This window comes from Erythrobacter sp. BLCC-B19, from assembly GCF_028621955.1.
Lineage (GTDB): Bacteria > Pseudomonadota > Alphaproteobacteria > Sphingomonadales > Sphingomonadaceae > Erythrobacter.
The window spans coordinates 861,601-881,631 of the sequence record NZ_CP117516.1 but is presented as its reverse complement, the minus strand read 5'-3'; the positions used below and the strand labels follow the sequence as shown (position 1 = coordinate 881,631).

Here is a 20,031-nt window from a genome sequence, read left to right as displayed (position 1 = left end):
CCGCTCGCCCAAGGAGGCGCCGATGATCCCGTTCCTGCCCGAAATGCCCAGCCCCGCCAGCCCGCTTGCCGCCGGTGGCGGGCTTTTGCCAGCGGCTGCGCCCGGTGCTGGCAGCGCGGGAACAGGGGCGGGGAGCGACTTTGCCGGATTGCTCGGCGCGGCGCTGCTCCCGGTGCCGGGCGATCCCGCAGGCCCGGTGCCGGGTGCTGCCATGCCGCTTGCCGCCCCCGATCCGGCCACCCCGGACAGCGCGCGCGTCGCCGTGTTGCCTGCCTTGCCGGGCGGCAAGAGCTTGCCGCCTGCGGGCGCGGATTTGCCGCTGGCCGGGCCTGCCGAGACGACCGAGCCTCTCGCCGAAGCCGATCCCCTGGCCGCGCCGCGGCTGCATCCACGCGCACCTGCTGCGGGCGCAGCCGCGTGGCTCGGGCGCGAACAGACGCTCGCGGAAGCCCCGCGTATGGCGGCGACAGTGCCGGTCGCAGAGCAGGTCGCGGGGCGCGGTCTGGGTGCAGGCGAGGCTGCCGACGCGATCGAAGAGGAGTCCGGCGAGCCTGCCCTGCTTCAGGCGGACGCGGATGCGTCTGCGGCTGAGCCCATGCCGGGGCAGGCGCTGGTGCCCCCCGCTATCGCCGCGCCGGTGCCGCTGACGGCGCTCGTGTCCGGCCGATCCGATCCGCCTCAGCCCACGCCAGCCACCCCCGCCCCCACCGCTGTGCCCGATGCGCTCGATCCGGCGGCAGTCCTCGCCCTCGCCCCCGCTGTGCCCGCGCGCACGCTCGCCGCACTGCCGCTTCCCGCCTCGCCCACGCTCCCCGTGCAGAGCGCCCCGCCGCCGGTGCGTGCCGCCCTTGCGCCGATGCCCGCCGCACCCGCGCTGCCCGATGCCGCGCCGAGCGAGGCGAGCGATGCGCCGCCCGGCTCGGCTTCGCCCGCCAGCGCTGCCGCTCCGCCTTCCGGGTCACCGGCCGAGCCGGCCGCTCCGCCTGCTCTTGCCGCCGCCTCCGCCTCCGCATCTGCTCCCCCGCCGCTCGCTGCCGCTGCGCCGGTGGCTGCGGCGACCGGAGGCGAGCGGGTCGAGACCCCGCGCGCCGCTGCCGCCACTGGGGCGCAGCAGGAGCAATCCATCGCCCAGGTCGACGGCTTGCGCGAGGCGCTGCGTTCCGCGCGGCCGGAAATGACGATGCGCCATGCCGAGTTCGGCTTCGTCTCGCTGCGGCTCGAACAGGCCGCACCCGACCAGTGGCGCGCGGTGCTGGCGAGCCGTGATCCGGGCTTCGTGCCCGCTGTTCAGGCGGCGCTTGCCGACCGGGCGATCACCGCTGCGGCTGACAGTTCTGCGGCCCAAAACGGCACATCGGAGCAACGTTACGGGGCTTCCCCTAATGGGGGGCAAGGGGGCCATTCACCACACCTGGGCCATTCGGGTGGCCGTGACGGCGAGGCTGCGCCGGACCACCGCCGCCCCTCGACCGCCGCTGCTCTGGCCGCGCGCACCGAGGTGGACGACGAGGGGTCTGCCGGCCGCAGTGCCTCACCGGGCGGCCTGTTCGCCTGATCGCAAGCGTAACACGACGAAGGAGCTGACGGGGCATGGCCAAGGGAAAGGACAAGGCCGAGAGCGCAGGCGAGGGCGGCGGCAAGTCCGGCAAGGGCGGGGTGATCAAGCTCGCGCTCGGCGCGGTGCTGCTGCTCGGTGTCGGCGCGGGCGGAGCCTATGGCGCCTTCGCGATGGGCCTCTTGGGCGAGGCCGCCGAGCACAAGCCTGACGAGCCCAAGCTGGTGCTCAAGGGCGAGGAAGACCCCTATACCCTGCCCGGTGCGGAGAAGGAAAAGGATGCAGCCGCCCCGGTCTATGGCGAGGGCGGCAGCAAGTATCGCACTGTCTATTACAGCTTCACCGACAGCTTCACCTCGAACCTTGCGGATTCGCCGGGTCTGATCCAGGTCGAACTGGCAGTCTCCACCCGCCGCGATGGCCGGGTGCTGCAATGGGTCAAGAACCACGAACTCGCGATCCGTTCCGCCATCCTCGCCCAGCTGGCCGCCACCACCGAGGCGGAGGTCTATGACGTCGAGGGCAAGAAGCGGCTCGGCCAGCGGTTGACCAAGGCGGTCAATGCCGTGCTGGAGGAGAACGAGGGCTTCGGCGGGATCGATGCCGTCCACTTCCGCGGGTTCCTCGTCCAATGAGGATGGGCCACAGCTTCCAGCCCGCGCGGGCCGCAGCGGTGCATTGCCCCGAGCTGACCAATCGCGGCCCGCGCCCTGAAGAAAGCGCGGCGCTGATGGCGGCATGGCGGCGCGATCTGGCGCGGCTGCTCGCCGATGATCTGTCCGGCCTGCTGTCGGGCGACCGGCTCGACGTCAGCATTACCGAGCCCGAACGTGTCAGCGGCGCGGATGCGCTGCGGCGGATCGGGCAGGTCGCGGCCAATTCGCTGCTGCGGGTGGGTGCGAGCGCCGAGACTGCGCTCCTCAGCTTCGATTTCGCCACCGCCATTGCGCTCACTGACCGCAGCTTCGGCGGTGACGGTCGCACCACCGGCAGCGTGCCCGATGCCCTGCCGCGCTCCGCCGCGCTGCTGGTCGAGGAAGCCGCGACCATGATCGCCGGTGCCATCACCCGCGCCAGCTTTGGCGATATGCCCCCGCCTGCGGGCGCATCGCTGCGCGGCAAGGCGCAGGGCGGCGAAGTGATCGTGCGCAGCGAAAGCGCCGCCCGGCTGAAGCCCTTTGCGCTCGATGCCGAGGCGCTGGTCTTCATCATCGACATCGCCAACCGCCAGGGCTGCACCTGGCGCGCGAGCCTTGCGGTGGCGTCGGACAAGTTGCCGCGCCTGCTCCCCGGCGGTGGCCGCCGTCCCCGCGTCCGGGTGCCGCGCACACCGGCGACCGGCATGGCGGCGCCCTTTGCATCAATGCCGCTGCCGCTGCACGCGGTGCTGGCGGAGTTCGACCTGTCGCTCGCCCGGCTCCAGACCTTGAGCCCCGGCGATACCATTCCGCTCGCGATGGGCCGGCAAGTGCCGCTGATGGTGGGCGAGACGATCCTCGCCCACGGCGCGGTCGGCACCTGCGAGAACCGCATGGCGCTCCGCCTGACCCGCCTTCCTGTTTCCGCTTCTGCCGAAGGGTTCGCACCATGACTTTCCAGCCCGCTGCCTTTTCCCGTTTCGGCGATGTTGCCGTGCGCCTTTCGGTCGAACTGGGCCGCACGGAACTGCCCTTGCGCGATGTGCTGATGCTGGGAGAGGGGAGCACCGTGGCGCTCGACCGGCTGACCGACGAATTGCTCGATGTCACCGCCAATGGCCGCGTGATCGCGCGTGGCGAGGTGGTGGCCGAGAAAGGCCGCTTTGCCCTCAGGATCGTCAGTCTGGTGGGCGAGGACGGGAAGGACGTGCCGCCGATGCCCGGCGCTGCCCCGGCTGCGACGCCCGACCATGGCGCAGCCGACGACCTTGCCCCGCCACCTGTCGAAGCGGCGCCCGCCGCGCCTGCCCCGGCGCCCGCCCCTGCCGCGCCCCCGGTCGATCCGCTGACCAGCGCGCTCGACGATCTGCTCTGAGCGGCGGGGCGGGGCGATGCTCGAATATCTCCTGCGGCTGGCGCTGCTGCTGCCGGTGCTGGCGGGGCTGATCTGGGGGAGCCTGTGGCTGACCCGCTGGCTCCAGACCCGGCTTGGCCACACCGCCGCCGATGGTGGCGGGCGGCGGATGCAGCTGGTCGAAACCAGCCTGATCGCACCCGGCATGAAGCTCGCCGTGGTGCGGTTCCATGATCGCGAGATCCTGCTGGGCTGCACCCGGCAGGGGATGGTGCGGCTCGGCGAGGCTGCCGTGCCGACGATGGCGCAGCCGGAGTCCGAGTGATGCCGCGCCTGCCGCTTCGCCTGTGGGCCGCCCTGTGCGCGCTCGCGTTAACCATGTTTCTCTCGCCTGAGGCCGCCATGGCCGCCGCGCCGCCCGCCGCGCCTGATCCGGTCGCGGCAGGCGTCGGCACCGCGATCGAACGCGCATTGGGCAATGATGGTGCGGGAGAGGACAGCCCCCTGAGCACCTCGCTCCAGCTGCTGGTGGTGATGGGCCTGCTCACCATCCTGCCCGCGCTGGTGCTGATGATGACCAGCTTCCTGCGCATTCTGGTGGTGCTCGCGATCCTGCGGCAGGCCTTGGGCTTGCAAGGATCGCCGCCGGGGCAGGTGCTGGCGGGGTTGGCGCTGTTCCTCAGCCTGTTCGTCATGGCCCCGACTTTGGACGCGGTGAACGTGCAGGCGATCGCCCCCTATGCCAGCGGAGCCCTGTCGGCCGATGCCGCCATCGGCAAGGCGGGCGAGGCGTTCCACGCTTTCATGATGGCCCAGACCCGCGAAGCCAACCTCATCATGTTCACCGATATTGCTGGCGGCGGCACCTTCCAGAATGGTGCGGATGTGCCCTTCTCGATCCTGCTCCCGGCCTTCGTCACCAGCGAGCTGGAGACGGCCTTCCAGATCGGTTTCATGATCTTCCTGCCCTTCCTCGTGATCGACCTCGTGGTGGCGAGCGTCTTGATGAGTCTGGGCATGATGATGCTCTCGCCGACAATCATCTCGCTGCCGTTCAAGCTGTTGCTGTTCGTGCTGGTCGATGGCTGGGCGCTCTTGATGGGCAGTCTTGCGCTGAGTTTCGCCACATGACCGAGGATGCCGCCCTCCTTGCGCTGGCCGATCAGACCCTGTGGGTGACCGCGCTGATCGCCGGGCCGGTGCTGATCGCGACGCTGGTGGTGGGCCTTGTGGTCGGCATCATCCAGGCCGCGACATCGGTCAACGAACAGACCCTCAGCTTCATCCCCAAGCTCGCGATCACCGCGCTGGTCTTCGTGGTGCTGGGCGCGGCGATGATGGGGCTGCTGGCGGACTTCACCCGCGAGATCATGGCGCAGGTCGCCAATTTGTCGGCATGAACGTCCTCGATTTCGGCTTCGGCAGCCTTGAGGCGCAGCTGTGGCAGATATTCTTCCTGTCGATCCGCTGCGGCGCTGCCCTGATGGCCGCGCCGATGGTGGGCGGCACGGCGGTGCCCGCGCCTTTGCGCATCCTCCTCAGCCTGACGCTGGGCTTCTTCATCGCCACCTGGGTGCCGCTCTCCGCCCCGCCGCCCGAAATGCTGAGCATCGCCGCCATCCTCGCCATCCTGCCCGAGATCGCGGTGGGCCTGATGCTCGGCTTCGTGCTGCAACTCGCCTTCGCCATTCCCCTGATCGCCGCCGAGCAGATTTCGGGCACCATGGGCCTTGCCATCGCCACCTCGATCGACCCGGCGAGCGGCGCGCAATCGGGCGCGCTGGGCACCTTCTTCGGGCTTGTCCTCAGCCTGCTGTTCTACGCCACGGGCGCGCATCTCTTGTGGTTCGAGCTGCTGATCGAGAGCTACCGCCTGCTGCCTGCCGGACAATTCGCGTTCGGCGCGTGGCGGGCCGAGGCGGTGGTGATGTTCATGGGATATGGCCTTGCCGCCGCCGCCGCCATCGCGCTGCCGGTGGTGCTGGTGCTGCTGCTGGTGCAGATCGTCACCGGCCTCATCGCCCGCTCCGCCCCCTCGCTGAACCTCTTCGCCTTGGGCCTGCCTGCCGGAGTGCTCGCGGGGATCGCCGCGCTGATCATCGCCATGCCGGTGATGGTCGGCCAGCTGCGCGGCGTGATCGAGAGCGCGCTCGAACAATCCTCCGCCCTTATCGAGGCGCGCTGACATGGCCGAGGAAACCGCTGGCGAAAAGACCTTCGCCCCCACCGCCAAACGCCGTCAGGACGCCGCCAAAAAGGGCGACGTGCTGCGGTCGAAGGAACTCGCCACCGCCGCCGCCACTGGCGCGGGGGCGCTGGGGCTGTGGGGGCTGGGGGCGTGGCTGAACGAGGGGCTGGGGCAGGTCGCGCGCGCGGGCTTCCACTTCGACCGGGCGGCGCTGGACGGCTTCACCCCCGGCGCGGCGATGGGCGATGCCGCGCTCGCCGCGCTGCCGCCGGTGCTGGCGCTGGGGCTGATCGTCGCCGCGGTCACCACGATATCGCAACTGGCGCTAGGGCAGGACGGGCGCTGGGTCGCGGGCAATGCGGGGTTCAAGGGATCGCGCATCAATCCCCTGTCGGGCTTCAAGCGCATCCTCGGCTGGCAGGGGCTGATCGAACTGGGCAAGGGGCTGGCCAAGCTGGCGCTGCTGGGCGGGATTGCATGGGTGTGGGCCAAGGACCGCCTGCCCGAACTGCTCGCGCTCGGCACGCTGACGCTCGAAGGCCAGCTGGGCGTTGCGACCGATGCCATCGCCAGCCTTGTCGGCGCGCTGCTGATCGGCCTGCTGATCATCGCCGGGATCGACTACCCCCTGCAACGCTTCCAGCGCGACAAGCGCCTGAAGATGAGCCTTCAGGACATGCGCGAGGAGAACAAGGAATCCGAAGGCTCGCCCGAGATGAAATCGGCCCGCCGCCAGCGCCAGCGCGATCTGGCGCGCGGGGGTGTGGCCAAGGCGATGCAGGAGGCGCAGTTCATCATCGTCAACCCGCTGCACTTTGCGGTGGCGCTGACCTATGACCCGGCCCGCGCGCCCGCGCCGCTGCTGCTGTGCAAGGGGCGGGGGGAGACGGCGCTCGCCATGCGCGAGATCGCGACGGAAAGCGGCCTGCCGGTGCTGGAATACCCGAGCCTTGCCCGTGCGGTCTATTTCACCACCCGCCCCAATCAGATGGTGCGCGAGGAACTCTATGTCGCGCTCGCATCCCTCGTGGCCTTCGTGATGGCGCTGAAGCGCGGCCAACGCCCGCGCCGCCCGGTGGTGGAGGTGCCGCAAGCCCTGCGCTTCGATGGCGATGGAAGACCACAGGATCACCCTTAATCACCGGCGCAAAGGCCCGTTCTGACGATCATGGAAACCGCAGGCTCATCGATCATTTCCGCGCTCGGCGCCGGTAGCGGCGTTGATTTCACCAAGCTCGCCTCGGACATCTCCGCTGCGACCTATGCGGCGCAGCGCAACCAGATCACCGCGCGCAAGACCTCGCTGGAGGCGCAGGTTTCCGCTGCCAGCCAGCTGCGCGGCGCGATCACCGGCCTTGCCAGCGCGCTGGGCGACCGCGTGCGCACCGGCGATCTGGCCCCCAAGGGCACGCTCGCCAACCCTGCTGTCGCGACGGTAACCGTGCCCCCCGGCCTGTCTCCGCGCGGCAGTTTCAGCCTTGAAGTCACGCAGCTCGCCCGCAGCCAGACGCTGCTTTCACGCCCGCTCGCCAGCCGCGATGCGCTGGTGGGGGAGGGCACGCTGACCCTGCGCTTCGGCACGGTCAGCGGCACAAGCTTCACCCCCGATGCCGCGCGGGCGGGGATCGACATTGCCGTGACCGATACCGACACCCTCGCCACGCTCGCGAGCAAGATCAACACGGCCAGCGGCGGCGCGGTGCAGGCCTATGTCGCCACCGGCACCAATGGCGCGCAGCTGGTGATGAAGGGGCGCGAAGGCGCGGCCAACGGCTTCCAGCTCGAAGCGACCGGCATGGGCGGCGGGCCGGTTGCGGGCGATCTCGAATATCTCGGCTGGACGCCCGCCAGCGGCGGCGCGCTGCTGCAATCCACCGCGCGCAATGCCACGCTGTCGCTGGATGGCGTGGCGATGACCAGCCCGACCAACCGGGTGACCGGCCTGCCGGGCGGCTTCACGCTCGATCTTGCCGCCACCAACACCGGCGCGCCGACGACGCTGAGCTTCGGCACCAGCACCACCGCCATCACCAGCGTGATGGAAGACTTCGTCGTCGCGCTCAACGATATCGTCGGCCAGCTCAATGATCTGGCCGCGCCGATTGGCGGCGAGCTGGGCAATGATCCGGGCGCGCGCGAGTTCCGGCGTGATCTGGCTGGGCTGTCGGGCCGCGTGGTCATGCCGGGCGCGGGAACCAATGACCCGCGCACGCTCGCCGATCTCGGCCTCGCGCTCAACCGCGACGGCACCTTCAAGCTCGATACCGCGCGGCTCAACCGGTCGCTCGAAACCAACCCCGATGCGGTCGCGGCGATGTTCACCACCGGGGTCAACGGGGTGTTCGCGACGGTCGATCGCTTCGCGCGCGAAAGCAGCCTGGTGACCGATCCGGTCTCGCTCGGCGGGTCGCTCAGCCGCTACGAGAAGCAGCTGGCGGCCAGTGACGAGCGCCTGACCCGGATTGCCGAGCAGCAGGAAGCCCTGCGCGAACGGCTGACGCGCGAATTCACTGCCTCGGAACGCCGGGTGGCGGCCTCGCAATCGACGCTCGCCTTCCTGCGCCAGCAGGTCGACATCTGGTCGAACAGCGATAATTGAGGGGAGTGACGCGCGATGCAGATGCTCAGCCGCAACCCCGCCGCCGCCTATCGCCGGGTCGCGCTCGAAGCGCGGATCGAGGCTTCGGGCGGGGCCGATCTGACGCGGATCTGTCTGGAAGAGGCGCAGGCCGCGCTCGGGCAGGCGGTGATCGCGATTGAACGGTCTTTGGCCGATCGCAGACAGGCTTTGGGCGGGTCTTGCGCAAGCCGTGAACCGCTGACGCGCGCGCAGACGATCCTGCTGTGGCTGGCCGGATCGGTCGCCCCGGACCACCCGCTCGGGGCGAGCCTCAAGGCGTTCTATGGCGGGTTGGCGGGGCAGGTCGGCGAGCAGATCCTTCACCGGGACATTAGGAAAATGGCCGAAATCCGTCAGGATATCAGCGATGTGCTGAAAGCGGCGGGTTGAGGAATCGCCAATGTTTCACGTGAAACATTCTGCGAACATGGACTTTGGGGCGGGGGGTCTGCGCCACCAAAGGTGGCCTAGACAATAAATTCCGCGATGATCTTGGCCGCATCCGCCGGATCCTGGAAGGGGTGGAAGTGGGTCATGTCCGGCCGGTAGAGGTCGGTCCCCTGCGGCAGGACATTTGCCAGTTCGGGCCAGGTCGGCGAGCTCTTGAAATCGTTGAGATTGGTGTGCTGCGCGCGCACCACCAGCACCGGAATATCGACCGTGCGGGCGGCATCCAGAATGGCCCCATTGCTGCGGCTTGAGGCATAGACGCTGGCCTCGACTTCGGGCGGGCAGGCGAGTTCCATTCCCTCACCCGAGGCGGCGGGGACGAGGCCGTAGCGGCAGTAATCTGCGAAAACGCGGGCGTCGAACAGGTCATAGGGGTCGCGGGCGCGGAAGCGTTCGATCATCGCCTCGGCGCTGGCGAAGTCGCGCTTGCGGCGGATCGCGGGGTGGGGGTTGTCGGCGGTGAAGATCGGCGTGCCATCGCCGTAGTAATCGGGCGCGAGGATCACGGGGTCGAACAGCACGAGGCGGCTGAAGGCCTCGGGATGATCCGCGGCGGTCTGGAGCAGGGTGTGCGCGCCCATTGAATGGCCGATGCCGACCACCCCGGAGAGGCCGGATTGTGCAAGAAATTCAGCAACATCGCTCGCCAGCACCCGCCAGTCCGCAATCGGCGCGGCGCGCGACAGGCCGTGGCCGCGCATATCGATGCCATAGGCCGGGTGATCGGCGAAATGGTCGACCAGAGCGCCCCACACGCGCCCATGAAACCCGGTCGCGTGGGCGAACACCAGCGGCACGCCCGCTCCGTCAGAGGCCCATTGGTGGACGGCAAGATCGATGCCGTTGACGGGATAGGTGCGGGTGACGGGAGCGGGCCGGGGCGTGGTCATCCCCTGCCCCAAGAGCATCGCAGGCGGGGTGTCAATTGCTCAGCTTTGATAGCGAGAGGAGGATGGATCACTCCGCCGGAAGCGGTGCCGGCGCATCCTCGCTGGCCCCGCGATTGCGCACGAAGCGCAGCGCTTCGGCGAGGCGATCCGGCGCGATCAGGTGCAGCGCGCCGAGGTAGAGCGCCACGCCCAGCGCCACCGCAGAGGCCAGCGCTGCGAGCGGCGGCAGCGTCTGAGGGAGCGCGCGCAGCATCAGCGCGACGCCCCCCGCCATCACCAGCGCGGCGGCCAGCGGCGGCAGGATCGCGCGGCCAAGGCCGGCCAGGCTGAAGCCCAGCACGCCGCGCGACAGCGCGATGGTCGCCGCGAGCAGCACCGCCATTCCGCCGACCCAGCCCCAGACGAACCCCGCGACGCCCCAATAGGATCCGGTGAAGAAGGCGAGCGGCATCACCACGCTCCCCAGCATCGTCACCTTCAGCGCAATCCCCGGAAAGCCGCGCGCGTTTGTGGCGGGCGAAAACAGGATTTGCAGCGTCAGCATCGCCATTGCGCCCGCCAGGATCGGCAAGAGCGGGACGATCCCCACCCACTTGTCGCCCAGCAGCACCGGCACCAGCACCGGCGCGACCACGGCCAGACCGGCATAGGCGGGTAGGCCCACCAGCATCACCAGCCGCACGGTCGCCAGCAGGGCCGGGGCGATCTGATCGGCCTGCCCTTCGGTCTGCTGCCGCGAATAGGCGGCATAGGCGACCTCGTTGATCGGCGGCACGAACTTGGCCGCCATCAGCTGCGCGAGGAACAGCCCTGTGGTGTAAACCCCGAGACTGTGCGGATCGAGCACGCGCCCGGCGATCATCACATCGGCCTGGCTCTGGACGAACCAGAAGATCTGGGTCGCCGTCATCACCCCGCCAAAGCCCGCGATATGGCGCGCGCCGGTAAAGCGGAAACTGGGACGGATCGGCGCGCGGGCGGCCCAGGTCATGCCGACCGCTTCGGTCAGCAGCATCATCATCGGCGCGCTCACCAGCGTCCACACGCCCCAGCCGCTCAGCGCCCCCGTCAGCGCCGTGATCGCCCCTGCGAGCGCCGCGGCAAGGCGCACCTGCGCCGGGCGGCGGAAGTCCATGCGCCGCGAAAGGATCGCGTGCGGCAGCGCACAGAACGGCACCGCGAGGTAAAGCAGCGATTGCACCCGCAGGAGCTGCGTCACCATCGGCTGTTCGAACCACGCGGCCACCAGCGGCGCGGCGATGAACTGGGTGAGGGCAAGGCCGCCATTGAGCAGGATCAGCATCCCGAGCGTCTGGCGCAGCCGTTCCTCGCTGACCTCGTCCTCGCGGATCAGCGCGCTGGCGAGACCCCAGCCGTTCATGGTGCTGAGCAGCGTCAGCATGACCTGCGCCATCGCGAACAGACCGTAATCCTCCGGCGCGAGCAGGCGGATCACGATCAGGGTCGAGGCCCATGACACGATCTGGGTCAGCACCTGGCTGCCCGATCGCCAGATCACCGCGGTTCGCACCTGCGCGGCGAGCGAGGGGCGGGGGGCGGGGGTTTCGGTCGGGTCAGCCATAGGGGAACCTGCCCGGCATCAGCGCCCGCGTGGCGGCGGTCGGCAGCAGCTCCGGCCCCCAGGCCTGCGCCAGCATCATTGCAGCGGAACGATTGCGCACGAACAGCAGGTCGGACATCGCATAGCCCTCGAGGGCGCCCATCGCCTGCTTGTAGCCGGTATCGCCCACGCCCATGTCCATCACGCTCTGCCCATCGGCGATCGCATCTTCCATCGCGCGGTAATTGGTGAGCTTGCCGATCCCGAGGTGCCCCAGCGCTTCGACATAGCTGCCCGCAATGCCATATTGCAGCGCGCCATCGTCGAGATCGAAGCTGAAGGCGATCGGGCGGTTATCGAGCATCAGGATGGTGGCGCACAGCATCTCGGCCAGCATCGGATCGGTCAGCGCATAGCTCCACAAGGAACGCTGGGCCGAGGTCATGAACTTCGCCCCGCTGCCATCGGTAAGGCGCGCGATCCAGCTGCCTGCCTCGACCGTCCCCATCGCCTCGAGCGCGGCGGTGTCCCATTCCGCGCCCCTGACATAGCGCCAGCTGGGCGTGCCCTGTTCTTCAAGCTTGCGCCACACCGCACGCAATTTGCGGGCGGTGGCGCTGCTCGGCCAGCCGCGCGCGCGGGCGGCATCAAGGTCGATCACCCAGCTTGTCCCGGCAGGCCGCGACAGCACCGCCCAATTGGCGAGCTGGGCGGCCGCGATCAGGAGCTCGGTGGCGGGCGCATCGCCCCGCACCGGGCCGACCCGCCACACCCCGCCAAGGCAGCGCGCGGCGGCGGGATGGTCGAGCGCGTGGGCCAGTTCGAACACATCGCAATCCGGCGCAATCAGGGGGCTGCGCAAGGGCCAGTAGGAACCCGGCACCTTGCGCGCGCGGCCGATCACCGGGCCGAAGGCAATCGTGGGGATCGCCGCGAGCGCAGCGCCGTCATCCTCGCGCCGCAGCAGCAGCGTGCGGCCCTGTTGCGGAGAGCGGGCCGCATACCATGCCGCGCGCAGGAAGCCATGCCCTGCCAGATTGCAGGCGGCGAGCGTGTTGAGTTCGGGCGGAAAGCCCTCAACCGCCGTGACCGTCAGATGGTCGGCTGCAATCCTGCTTTCGTACATTACGTGTCCCGGGCGCCGGTTTGGGGCTCGGGACAGGCTATAGTGATACGGTGTAACCAGCGGGTTAACCACGCCCCCGGCAGGGGCGGGGACGCAGGCTCAGAACACCACTACGGAACGGATCGACTTGCCTTCGTGCATCAGATCGAAGGCGGTGTTGATCTCTTCGAGGCCCATGACGTGGGTGATCATCGGGTCGATCTCGATCTTGCCGGTCATGTACATGTCGACGATCTTGGGCACATCGGTGCGGCCCTTGGCCCCGCCGAACGCCGTGCCGCGCCAGTTGCGCCCGGTGACGAGCTGGAACGGGCGGGTGGCGATTTCCTTGCCCGCTTCGGCGACCCCGATGATGACCGAGGTGCCCCAGCCGCGGTGGCAGGCTTCGAGCGCCGTGCGCATCACTTCGGTGTTGCCGGTGGCATCGAAGGTGTAATCCGCGCCGCCATCGGTCATCTCGACCACCTTGGCGACCACCTCCTCGCGGCTCATGCCCTTGGAGTTCAGGAAGTGGGTCATGCCGAAGCGCTTGCCCCATTCCTCGCGCGCGGGGTTGATGTCGACCCCGATGATGAGGTTCGCGCCCGCCAGCCGCGCGCCCTGGATGACATTGAGGCCGATCCCGCCGAGGCCGAAGACCACGACATTGTCGCCGACCTGCACCTTGGCGGTGTTGGTCACCGCGCCGACCCCGGTGGTGACGCCGCAGCCGATGTAGCAGGCGCTCTGGAACGGCGCGTCTTCACGGATCTTGGCGACCGCGATTTCGGGCAGCACCGTGAAGTTCGAGAAGGTCGAGCAGCCCATGTAGTGGTAGATCGGCTTGCCCTTGTAGCTGAAGCGGGTGGTGCCATCCGGCATCAGCCCCTTACCCTGGGTGGCCCTGATGGCCGTGCACAGGTTGGTCTTGCCGCTGAGGCACGACTTACACTGGCGGCATTCGGGGGTGTAGAGCGGGATCACGTGATCGCCCGGCTTCACGCTGGTCACCCCCGCGCCGACCTCGCGCACGATGCCTGCGCCTTCATGGCCCAGCACGCTCGGGAAGATGCCCTCGGAGTCGAACCCGTCGAGCGTATAGGCGTCGGTATGGCAGATGCCCGTCGCCATGATCTCGACCAGCACCTCGCCCGCCTTCGGGCCTTCGAGATCGAGCTCGACGATTTCGAGCGGCTGCTTGGCGGCAAAGGCAACGGCGGCGCGGGTCTTCATGGGCGGAACTCCTTTGCGTCCGCCTATTCCCGCAGGTGTGCAGCTTTGCAAGTGTCAGGCTTTGCCGGGCACCGCCGCGTGGTCGTAAGGGCAATGGCGGCAGCCCGATCCGCAGCACTTGCCGCGCTTGAGATGCGCCAGACGGGTGAACACGGTGTATCCGGTCTCGGGATCGGTATAGGTCGCCTCTCCGCGCGCGCAGGCGGCTTCGTGCAGGGCGTGCCAAGAGGGCTCGGTCATGGCCGCAGGCGGTAGCGGCAAAGTGGCCGCAATGCCATGGATGATACGGAATATCTCCGCCTCGTCGATCCGCGCTTGCGCGGCTAACGGATTTGCGCTCTTTCACGCGCCTGCCATTGATACCGGAGAGCGCCCTTGCGTTTCGTGCTGTTTGTCGCCGCCCTGCTTTTCGCCGTTCCTGCCAGTGCGCAGGGCATCCAGCAGACCAAAGGCAATTACGAGGACAAGTTCCGCCAGCTCGATGAAGTGCTGCCTGACCCCAGCAGCACCCGCAATGCCAGCGGCGCTCCGGGGCATGAATATTGGCAGCAGAAGGTCGATTACTCGATCAAGGCCGAGCTGGACGAGGCCAAGCGCCGCCTGACCGCGCGCGCCACGGTGCGTTACACCAACAATTCGCCCGACAGCCTGCCGTGGCTGTGGATGCAGCTCGACCAGAACATCTTCAAGCGCGATTCGATGGCCGAGCTGACCGATGCTTTCGGCGGCCCCGGCCGGCGCGGGCCCAAGGTCACGCTGGGCAGCGGGAGCGAGCCGACCAAGCTCTCCTTCGACGAGCTGCGCCGCCAGCAGTCGATGGCCGACAATGACTATGGCTATGACATCAACGCGGTGACGAGCATGGACGGTGCGAAGCTGCCGCACACCATCGTCGGCACGCTGATGCGGATCGACCTGCCCCAGCCGCTTGGCCCCGGCCAGACGGTCGAATTCGCGATCGACTGGGCGTTCAACATCGTCGAGGAAGACGCGGTCAACGCGCGTTCGGGCTACGAACATTTCCCCGATGATCCGCGCAAGGGCGGCAACGACATCTTCCTGCTCGCCCAGTGGTTCCCGCGCATGGTGGTCTATTCGGACTATGAAGGCTGGCACAACAAGGAGTTCCTCGGGCGCGGGGAATTCACGCTGGAGTTCGGGGACTATACGGTCGATCTGACGGTGCCGAGCGACCACATCGTCGCCGCCACCGGCACGATCCAGAACCCCGACGTCGTCCTGACCGCCGTCCAGCGCCAGCGGCTTGAGACCGCGAAGAACGCCAAGGAGCCGGTGTTCGTCGTCACCCCGGCCGAAGCCGCTGCTGCCGAGGCCGGCAACCCCAAGGGCACCAAGACCTGGCAGTTCGCCGCCACCAATGTGCGCGATTTCGCCTGGGCCTCCAGCCGCAAGTTCATGTGGGACGCGCAAGGGGTGAAGCAGCCGGGTGCCGAGCATGAAACCGTGCTCGCCATGAGCTTCTGGCCCAAGGAAGGCGGCGATCTGTGGAAGAAGTATTCCACCGCTGCCGTCGTCCACACCCTGAAGGTCTATTCGCGCTTCAGCTTCGATTACCCCTATCCCACCGCGCAGTCCGTCAACGGGCCGGTCGGCGGGATGGAATATCCGATGATCACCTTCAACGGCCCGCGCACCACCCTCAACAAGGACGGCACGCGGACCTATTCGCTGGCCGAGAAGATGTTCCTCGTCGGCGTGGTGATCCACGAGATCGGGCACATCTACTTCCCGATGACGGTGAACTCGGACGAGCGTCAGTGGACCTGGATGGACGAAGGCCTCAACTCCTTCCTCGATTCGGTCGCGGGCTACGAATGGGATCCGAATATGCCCTGGACGCGCAGCCTCGCGCGCGATCTGGTGCCCTACATGGTGTCGAACACCCAGCAGCCGATCATGACCCAGTCGGATTCGATCACCGACCTCGGCTCCAATGCCTATGGCAAGCCGTCGGCGGCCTATCACGTCCTGCGCGACACGGTGATCGGGCGCGAGCGGTTCGACTTTGCGCTCAAGGAATATGCCCGCCGCTGGAAGTTCAAGCGGCCGACTCCGGCGGACTTCTTCCGCACCATGGAAGAGGCTTCGGGCACCGATCTCGACTGGTTCTGGCGCGGGTGGTTCTACACCACCGATCACGTCGATATCAGCCTCGATTCGATCTACCGCCTCAAGATGGACAGCAAGGACCCCGACATCGACCTGCCGCGCCGGCGGCAGGAGCGGGCCGATGAGCCGACCCCGGTGGGCATCCGCATCAACGAGCAGCAGGGTCTGCCGATCTGGGTGCTCGAAAACCCGGGCGTGACGGACTTCTACGACAAGAATGACGAATTCACCGTCACCCCCAAGGACACCAAGGGCTACAAGGATTTCCTCGATGGCCTGCTGCCGTGGGAACGCGCCGCCTTTGACCGCGCGGTGAAGGAGGATGCCAATTACTACGTCCTCAACTTCAGCAACAAGGGCGGGCTGGTGATGCCGATCATCCTCGGCCTGACCTTCAAGGATGGGTCGAAGGAAAAGCTCAACATCCCGGCCGAAATCTGGCGCCGCAACAGCCGTGAGGTGGCCAAGCTGCTGGTCTATCCCAAGGGCAAGGAGCTGGTTTCGGTGATAGTCGATCCCGATTGGGAAACGGGCGATGCCGACCTTGAGAACAACCACTACCCGCGCCGCATCATCCCGAGCCGGATCGAGGCCTTCAAGGACGAAGCCAGCAAGAGCCGCGTCAGCCGCGACCTGATGGGCGAGGCTGCCGGGGCCGAGCCGGAGAAGAAGAAGAAGTGATCCTGCGCCGCTGGCTGGTGCTCCTGGCGCTGGTGCTGGCCCCGCTTGCCGGGGCTGGCACGGCGCTGGGCCACCAGCAGAAGATCACGATCAGCACCATCGCGCATAACCCGCGCACAGGCATGATCGAGATCATCCATCAAGTGCCGGTGCACGATGCCGAACACGCGCTGGTGGTGCAGCGCACGGGCAATGCCGACATCCACACGCCCGACATCATCGGCAGCGAAGACAGCCGCGAGGCCTTTGCCCGCTATGTCACGCGGCGGTTCCTGTTCCAGCTGAACGGCGCGATCATCACCCCCGATTATGTCGGCAGCGAGATCGTCGGCGGCAGCCTGTTCGTCTATCAGGAGACCCCGGCGCCTGCCGAGGGCGCGCTGCGCCTGCGGGTCAATTCGCAGATCCTCACCGATGTCTGGGCGCGGCAGGAAAATCGGGTCAACCTCGGCAACGGCACCAGTGTCGACACCCTCATCTTTCATGGCGGCGACGCGCCTGCCGAGGGCGATTTGCCGCGCTAGAATCAGGCGCGGCGGCGCTCGGTGCCGGTGCCGGTGACGGTGTGGGTCGCAAAGCGGGCCGTGAGATCGCCGAGCAGCGCCGGCTTGCCATAGCGATAGCCCTGGACATGGCGGCAGCCGATGCCGCGCAGGAAGGTCTCCTGCTCCTCGGTCTCCACCCCTTCGACGACCACCCTGAGGCCCAGCGAGTGGCCCATCTGCACGATTGCCTGAATGATCAGGCGTGACTGGTGATCCTCACCGATCCCCGCGATGAAATCGCGGTCGATCTTGACCTTGTGGATCGGGAAGGCGCGCAGGTGGGTGAGCGAGGAAAAGCCCGTCCCGAAATCATCAAGGCAGATCGTGAAGCCGCATTCATCGAGCATCGCGAGACTGGCGTGGAGATTGCCGCCGGCATCGAGCAGCATCGTCTCGGTCACTTCGATGGTGATGTTGTTCGGCGTGAGCGCGCTGTCGTCGATCACGTCGATCATGTGCCGCACGAAATCGCCGCGCCGCAAATCCGCATCGGACAGGTTCAGGCCGATCCGCGTGTCAGGGCCGAACAAGGCGAGGATCGCGGGGCCATCGGCAATCACGCAGTCGAGCATGACCCGGCTGACCCGGCGAGACAATTCGGGATCGAGCAGCGCGGAGAAGACCTGACTCGCCGCGATCAGATCGCCGTTCTCGTCGCGCAGCCGCAGCAGCGCCTCGACCGACACCACCCGGCCCGTCTCAAGCTCGACAATCGGCTGGTAGGCGGCGGTCGCCCGCCCGGCGTTCAGCGCGCCGCGCAGCTGGGCAATCGCCCGCTGGCGCTCGGACTGGCGCGCTTCGATCTGGCGATCCCACCACACCACCGCGCCGCGCCCGGCCTCCTTGCCGCGGTACAGCGCTAGGTCGGCGCGCCGCATGATCTCTTCGCTGCTGGCCCGGCTGGTCATGCGCGCCACCCCGCAGGTCGCGCCGATCCGCAGCAGCGAATTGCCCAGCGGCGGCATATTGCTGAGGTCGATCAGCAGATCATCCAGCAGCCGGGTGACGTCGCGCTGGGACATGGTCGGGGGGAACAGCAGCGCGAATTCATCCCCGCCCCAGCGCGCCAGGAACACGCCCGGCGCGGTCTTGAGCTTGAGCTGTTCGGCGATGGTTTCCAGCACCCGGTCGCCCACCAGATGGCCGAGCGTGTCATTGACATCCTTGAACCCGTCGAGATCGAGCAGGGCGATCGTCACCGGCTCGCTTTCCACCCGCTGCATCGCCTGCGCCAGCCGCCGGTCGAAGCTCGCACGGTTGTAGAGCCCGGTCAGCCGGTCGCGTTCCGCCGCGCGCTTGAGCGCGACATTGCGCAGGTGCTCCTCGGTGCAGTCGAGAATGATCCCGGCGACGCAATCGGGCTTGCCGTCGACATCGACCCGCTCGCCCACCACCCGGATCCGCCGCGCCTCGCCATCGCGGCGGTGGATCGTGGTCTCGAACATGAACGGCTTGCCGCCCTCGATGGTGTCGTCCATCGCCTTGCTGACCATCGCGCGATCCTGCGGCTGGTAAAGCTGCACGACATCGCGCACGTCGATCGAGAGGCCCGGCTCCAGCCCGGAAATGGCATAGACCTGATCCGACCAGTGCAGCTGCCGCGTTTCGAGATCGACCCACCAGCTGCCGACATTGACCGCGCGTTCGGCCTGCCGGAAGATCTGGCTCGATTGCTGGAGCGCGGCGTTGGCAAGGCTGAGCGCGCGGGTGCTGGCGTGGAGCGCGATGCTCTTTTCCGCCAGCTCCGCCAGCATCGCCAGGGGCGCGATCTGTTCGGGACTGAAGGCGTCAGGCTCGGGCGAGATCACGCACAGCGCGCCGATCACCACCCCGTCATCGGTGCGGATCGGAACGCCGAGATAGGAGCGGATAAAGGGCGCGCCGGTCACCAGCGGATTGTTGCTGAGGCGCGGGTCGGCCTGGGCGTCCTCGATCAGCAGCGGCCCTTCGCCCAGCACGCAGACGGCGCAGAACGAATCGTCGATCGGGGTTTCATCAAGATCAGTGCCAGTGCGGCCCAGAAACCACTGGCGCTCCTTCTCCACCACCGAGAGCAGCGCAATCGGCCCGCCGGCCATCGTCGCGGCCAGCAGGGTGATGCGCGAAAACAGATCCCGGTCTGGAATCGCCTCAAGCCCGAGACTGCGGATCGCGTCGAGGCGGATATCACTTGGCACGCTCGCCCTTTGCAGCCCAAGCCCTTAAAAAAGCGTGGCTGTCAGCCAAGGTAATCGTGGCAGACTGATTTTTTCCGGCCTTTGGGCGAGGGCGCGGCTGGCAGGGTTGCGCGGTTCGGCCTTACTCTGCCGCCTCGAACCCGATGCGCTCGGCGGCCGCGCCCGACATGATGAAGCCGATCGGGCGCTCGGTCTCTTCCTGAAGGTGGGCAATGAGGCTCGCGGTGCGGGCGAGGAGCGAAATGCCCTTCAGCGCTGCCAGCGGGAAGCCTGCATCGAGCATCACCGCAGGGATCGCGCCGTTGACGTTGATCGGCAGAGAGCGGCCAATCGCCTCGGGCAGGACGCTTTCGATCGTGCGCAGCATGGCGATATGCTGGCCCTCCATCCCGTGCTCCCTCGCGAGCGCCAGCAGGCGGTGCGCGCGGGGATCGCCGCCCGAATGCTGGGGATGGCCGAAGCCGGGGATCGCCTTCTTTTCGGCCCGCAGTGCCTTGATGGCGGCCGTTGCAGTGGCGGCGGGATCACCGCCCTCGGCGTCGGTCAAAAGCTGCGCGTAGAACCGGCCCGCGACTTCGGCGCTGCCCAGCACCACGCTGCCGCAGCCCAAGAGCCCTGCGGCAACCGCGCCGTGGAAGGCTTCGGGCGCGGCGGCATAGGTCATGCGGGTGGCGACGACGGAGGGCACGAGGCCGTGTTCGGCGATGGCGCACAGCACCGCATCGGCCAGCGCCTTCTGCGGCGGCGTGGGCATGGTGCCCGTCACCAGCAGCCAGAAATAGCTCGTGAAGTCGACATGGCCGATCACCTCGGAACACAGGTCGAGCCCTCGCACGGTGATGCTGGTGGCATCGGAGGTGCAGATCGAAGTGACGGCGTTGTCCTGCTTGCCGATGCGCATGAA

Annotated in this window: 20 protein-coding genes; 13 read left to right on the top strand and 7 right to left on the bottom strand. The window is 68.0% G+C overall.

Features of this window, described 5'->3' with window-relative positions:
• Window positions 1–22: 22 nt before the first annotated feature.
• From PS060_RS03930 to PS060_RS03880, 11 genes are read left to right on the top strand one after another with little or no spacing between them, the layout of a single operon-like run.
• Complete coding sequence (locus tag PS060_RS03930; protein WP_273985625.1) at window positions 23–1,555, top strand: hypothetical protein; 1,533 nt, start codon at window positions 23–25, stop codon at window positions 1,553–1,555.
• Between the two features lie 35 nt (window positions 1,556–1,590).
• Window positions 1,591–2,190 carry a flagellar basal body-associated FliL family protein gene (locus PS060_RS03925; RefSeq protein WP_273985624.1) on the top strand — a complete coding sequence of 200 codons (600 nt, stop codon included), beginning with the start codon at window positions 1,591–1,593 and terminating at the stop codon, window positions 2,188–2,190.
• Window positions 2,187–3,146 (top strand): flagellar motor switch protein FliM, encoded by a 960-nt coding sequence (locus PS060_RS03920; protein ID WP_273985623.1) that lies wholly within the window; start codon window positions 2,187–2,189, stop codon window positions 3,144–3,146. The genes PS060_RS03925 and PS060_RS03920 overlap by 4 nt, the downstream gene beginning before the upstream one ends.
• Window positions 3,143–3,568: a FliM/FliN family flagellar motor switch protein gene (locus PS060_RS03915; protein WP_273985622.1), complete on the top strand. Its 426-nt coding sequence runs from the start codon at window positions 3,143–3,145 to the stop codon at window positions 3,566–3,568. The genes PS060_RS03920 and PS060_RS03915 overlap by 4 nt, the downstream gene beginning before the upstream one ends.
• A 16-nt stretch (window positions 3,569–3,584) precedes the next feature.
• Window positions 3,585–3,872 carry a flagellar biosynthetic protein FliO gene (locus PS060_RS03910; protein WP_273985621.1) on the top strand — a complete coding sequence of 96 codons (288 nt, stop codon included), beginning with the start codon at window positions 3,585–3,587 and terminating at the stop codon, window positions 3,870–3,872.
• A 53-nt stretch (window positions 3,873–3,925) separates the two neighbouring features.
• The gene (gene fliP / locus PS060_RS03905; protein WP_273985620.1) at window positions 3,926–4,678 is read left to right on the top strand and encodes a flagellar type III secretion system pore protein FliP; all 753 of its coding nucleotides are present in this window, start codon (window positions 3,926–3,928) and stop codon (window positions 4,676–4,678) included.
• Window positions 4,675–4,947 (top strand): flagellar biosynthetic protein FliQ, encoded by a 273-nt coding sequence (locus PS060_RS03900; protein ID WP_273985618.1) that lies wholly within the window; start codon window positions 4,675–4,677, stop codon window positions 4,945–4,947. The genes fliP and PS060_RS03900 overlap by 4 nt, the downstream gene beginning before the upstream one ends.
• The gene (locus tag PS060_RS03895; RefSeq protein ID WP_273985617.1) at window positions 4,944–5,732 is read left to right on the top strand and encodes a flagellar biosynthetic protein FliR; all 789 of its coding nucleotides are present in this window, start codon (window positions 4,944–4,946) and stop codon (window positions 5,730–5,732) included. Before PS060_RS03900 ends, PS060_RS03895 begins: the two co-directional genes overlap by 4 nt.
• Before the next feature lies 1 nt (window position 5,733).
• A complete protein-coding gene (locus PS060_RS03890; protein ID WP_273985615.1) occupies window positions 5,734–6,873 on the top strand; it encodes an EscU/YscU/HrcU family type III secretion system export apparatus switch protein in 1,140 nt (379 codons plus the stop codon).
• A 30-nt stretch (window positions 6,874–6,903) separates the two neighbouring features.
• Window positions 6,904–8,334, top strand: a complete 1,431-nt coding sequence (gene fliD / locus PS060_RS03885; RefSeq protein WP_273985614.1) for a flagellar filament capping protein FliD — start codon at window positions 6,904–6,906, stop codon at window positions 8,332–8,334.
• 15 nt (window positions 8,335–8,349) lie between these two features.
• Window positions 8,350–8,745 (top strand): hypothetical protein, encoded by a 396-nt coding sequence (locus PS060_RS03880; protein WP_273985613.1) that lies wholly within the window; start codon window positions 8,350–8,352, stop codon window positions 8,743–8,745.
• A gap of 77 nt (window positions 8,746–8,822) precedes the next feature.
• On the opposite strand, the gene PS060_RS03875 is transcribed toward PS060_RS03880, so the two are convergent.
• From PS060_RS03875 to PS060_RS03855, 5 genes are all read right to left on the bottom strand, one after another.
• Complete coding sequence (locus tag PS060_RS03875) at window positions 8,823–9,695, bottom strand: alpha/beta fold hydrolase (protein ID WP_273985612.1); 873 nt, start codon at window positions 9,693–9,695, stop codon at window positions 8,823–8,825.
• Window positions 9,696–9,762: 67 nt separating this feature from the next.
• The gene (locus PS060_RS03870) at window positions 9,763–11,277 is read right to left on the bottom strand and encodes a lipopolysaccharide biosynthesis protein (RefSeq protein WP_273985611.1); all 1,515 of its coding nucleotides are present in this window, start codon (window positions 11,275–11,277) and stop codon (window positions 9,763–9,765) included.
• Window positions 11,270–12,382 (bottom strand): GNAT family N-acetyltransferase, encoded by a 1,113-nt coding sequence (locus PS060_RS03865; protein WP_273985610.1) that lies wholly within the window; start codon window positions 12,380–12,382, stop codon window positions 11,270–11,272. Before PS060_RS03865 ends, PS060_RS03870 begins: the two co-directional genes overlap by 8 nt.
• Window positions 12,383–12,481: 99 nt before the next feature.
• Window positions 12,482–13,594 (bottom strand): S-(hydroxymethyl)glutathione dehydrogenase/class III alcohol dehydrogenase, encoded by a 1,113-nt coding sequence (locus PS060_RS03860; protein WP_273985609.1) that lies wholly within the window; start codon window positions 13,592–13,594, stop codon window positions 12,482–12,484.
• A gap of 54 nt (window positions 13,595–13,648) precedes the next feature.
• Window positions 13,649–13,834 carry a DUF5522 domain-containing protein gene (locus PS060_RS03855; RefSeq protein ID WP_273985606.1) on the bottom strand — a complete coding sequence of 62 codons (186 nt, stop codon included), beginning with the start codon at window positions 13,832–13,834 and terminating at the stop codon, window positions 13,649–13,651.
• A gap of 144 nt (window positions 13,835–13,978) precedes the next feature.
• Here PS060_RS03855 and PS060_RS03850 point away from each other — a divergent pair, with 144 nt between their 5' ends.
• Window positions 13,979–16,405, top strand: coding sequence for a M1 family metallopeptidase (locus PS060_RS03850; RefSeq protein ID WP_273986837.1), 2,427 nt, complete (start codon window positions 13,979–13,981; stop codon window positions 16,403–16,405).
• A complete protein-coding gene (locus PS060_RS03845; RefSeq protein WP_273985605.1) occupies window positions 16,402–16,929 on the top strand; it encodes a DUF6702 family protein in 528 nt (175 codons plus the stop codon). The genes PS060_RS03850 and PS060_RS03845 overlap by 4 nt, the downstream gene beginning before the upstream one ends.
• Before the next feature lie 2 nt (window positions 16,930–16,931).
• On the opposite strand, the gene PS060_RS03840 is transcribed toward PS060_RS03845, so the two are convergent.
• Together PS060_RS03840 and PS060_RS03835 are read right to left on the bottom strand one after the other, a co-directional pair.
• On the bottom strand, window positions 16,932–19,127 hold the full coding sequence (locus PS060_RS03840) for a putative bifunctional diguanylate cyclase/phosphodiesterase (protein ID WP_273985604.1): 2,196 nt from the start codon (window positions 19,125–19,127) through the stop codon (window positions 16,932–16,934).
• 121 nt (window positions 19,128–19,248) lie between these two features.
• Entirely contained in the window at window positions 19,249–20,028 is a 780-nt protein-coding gene (locus PS060_RS03835; protein ID WP_273985602.1) for a citryl-CoA lyase, read from the bottom strand.
• Window positions 20,029–20,031: the final 3 nt, after the last annotated feature.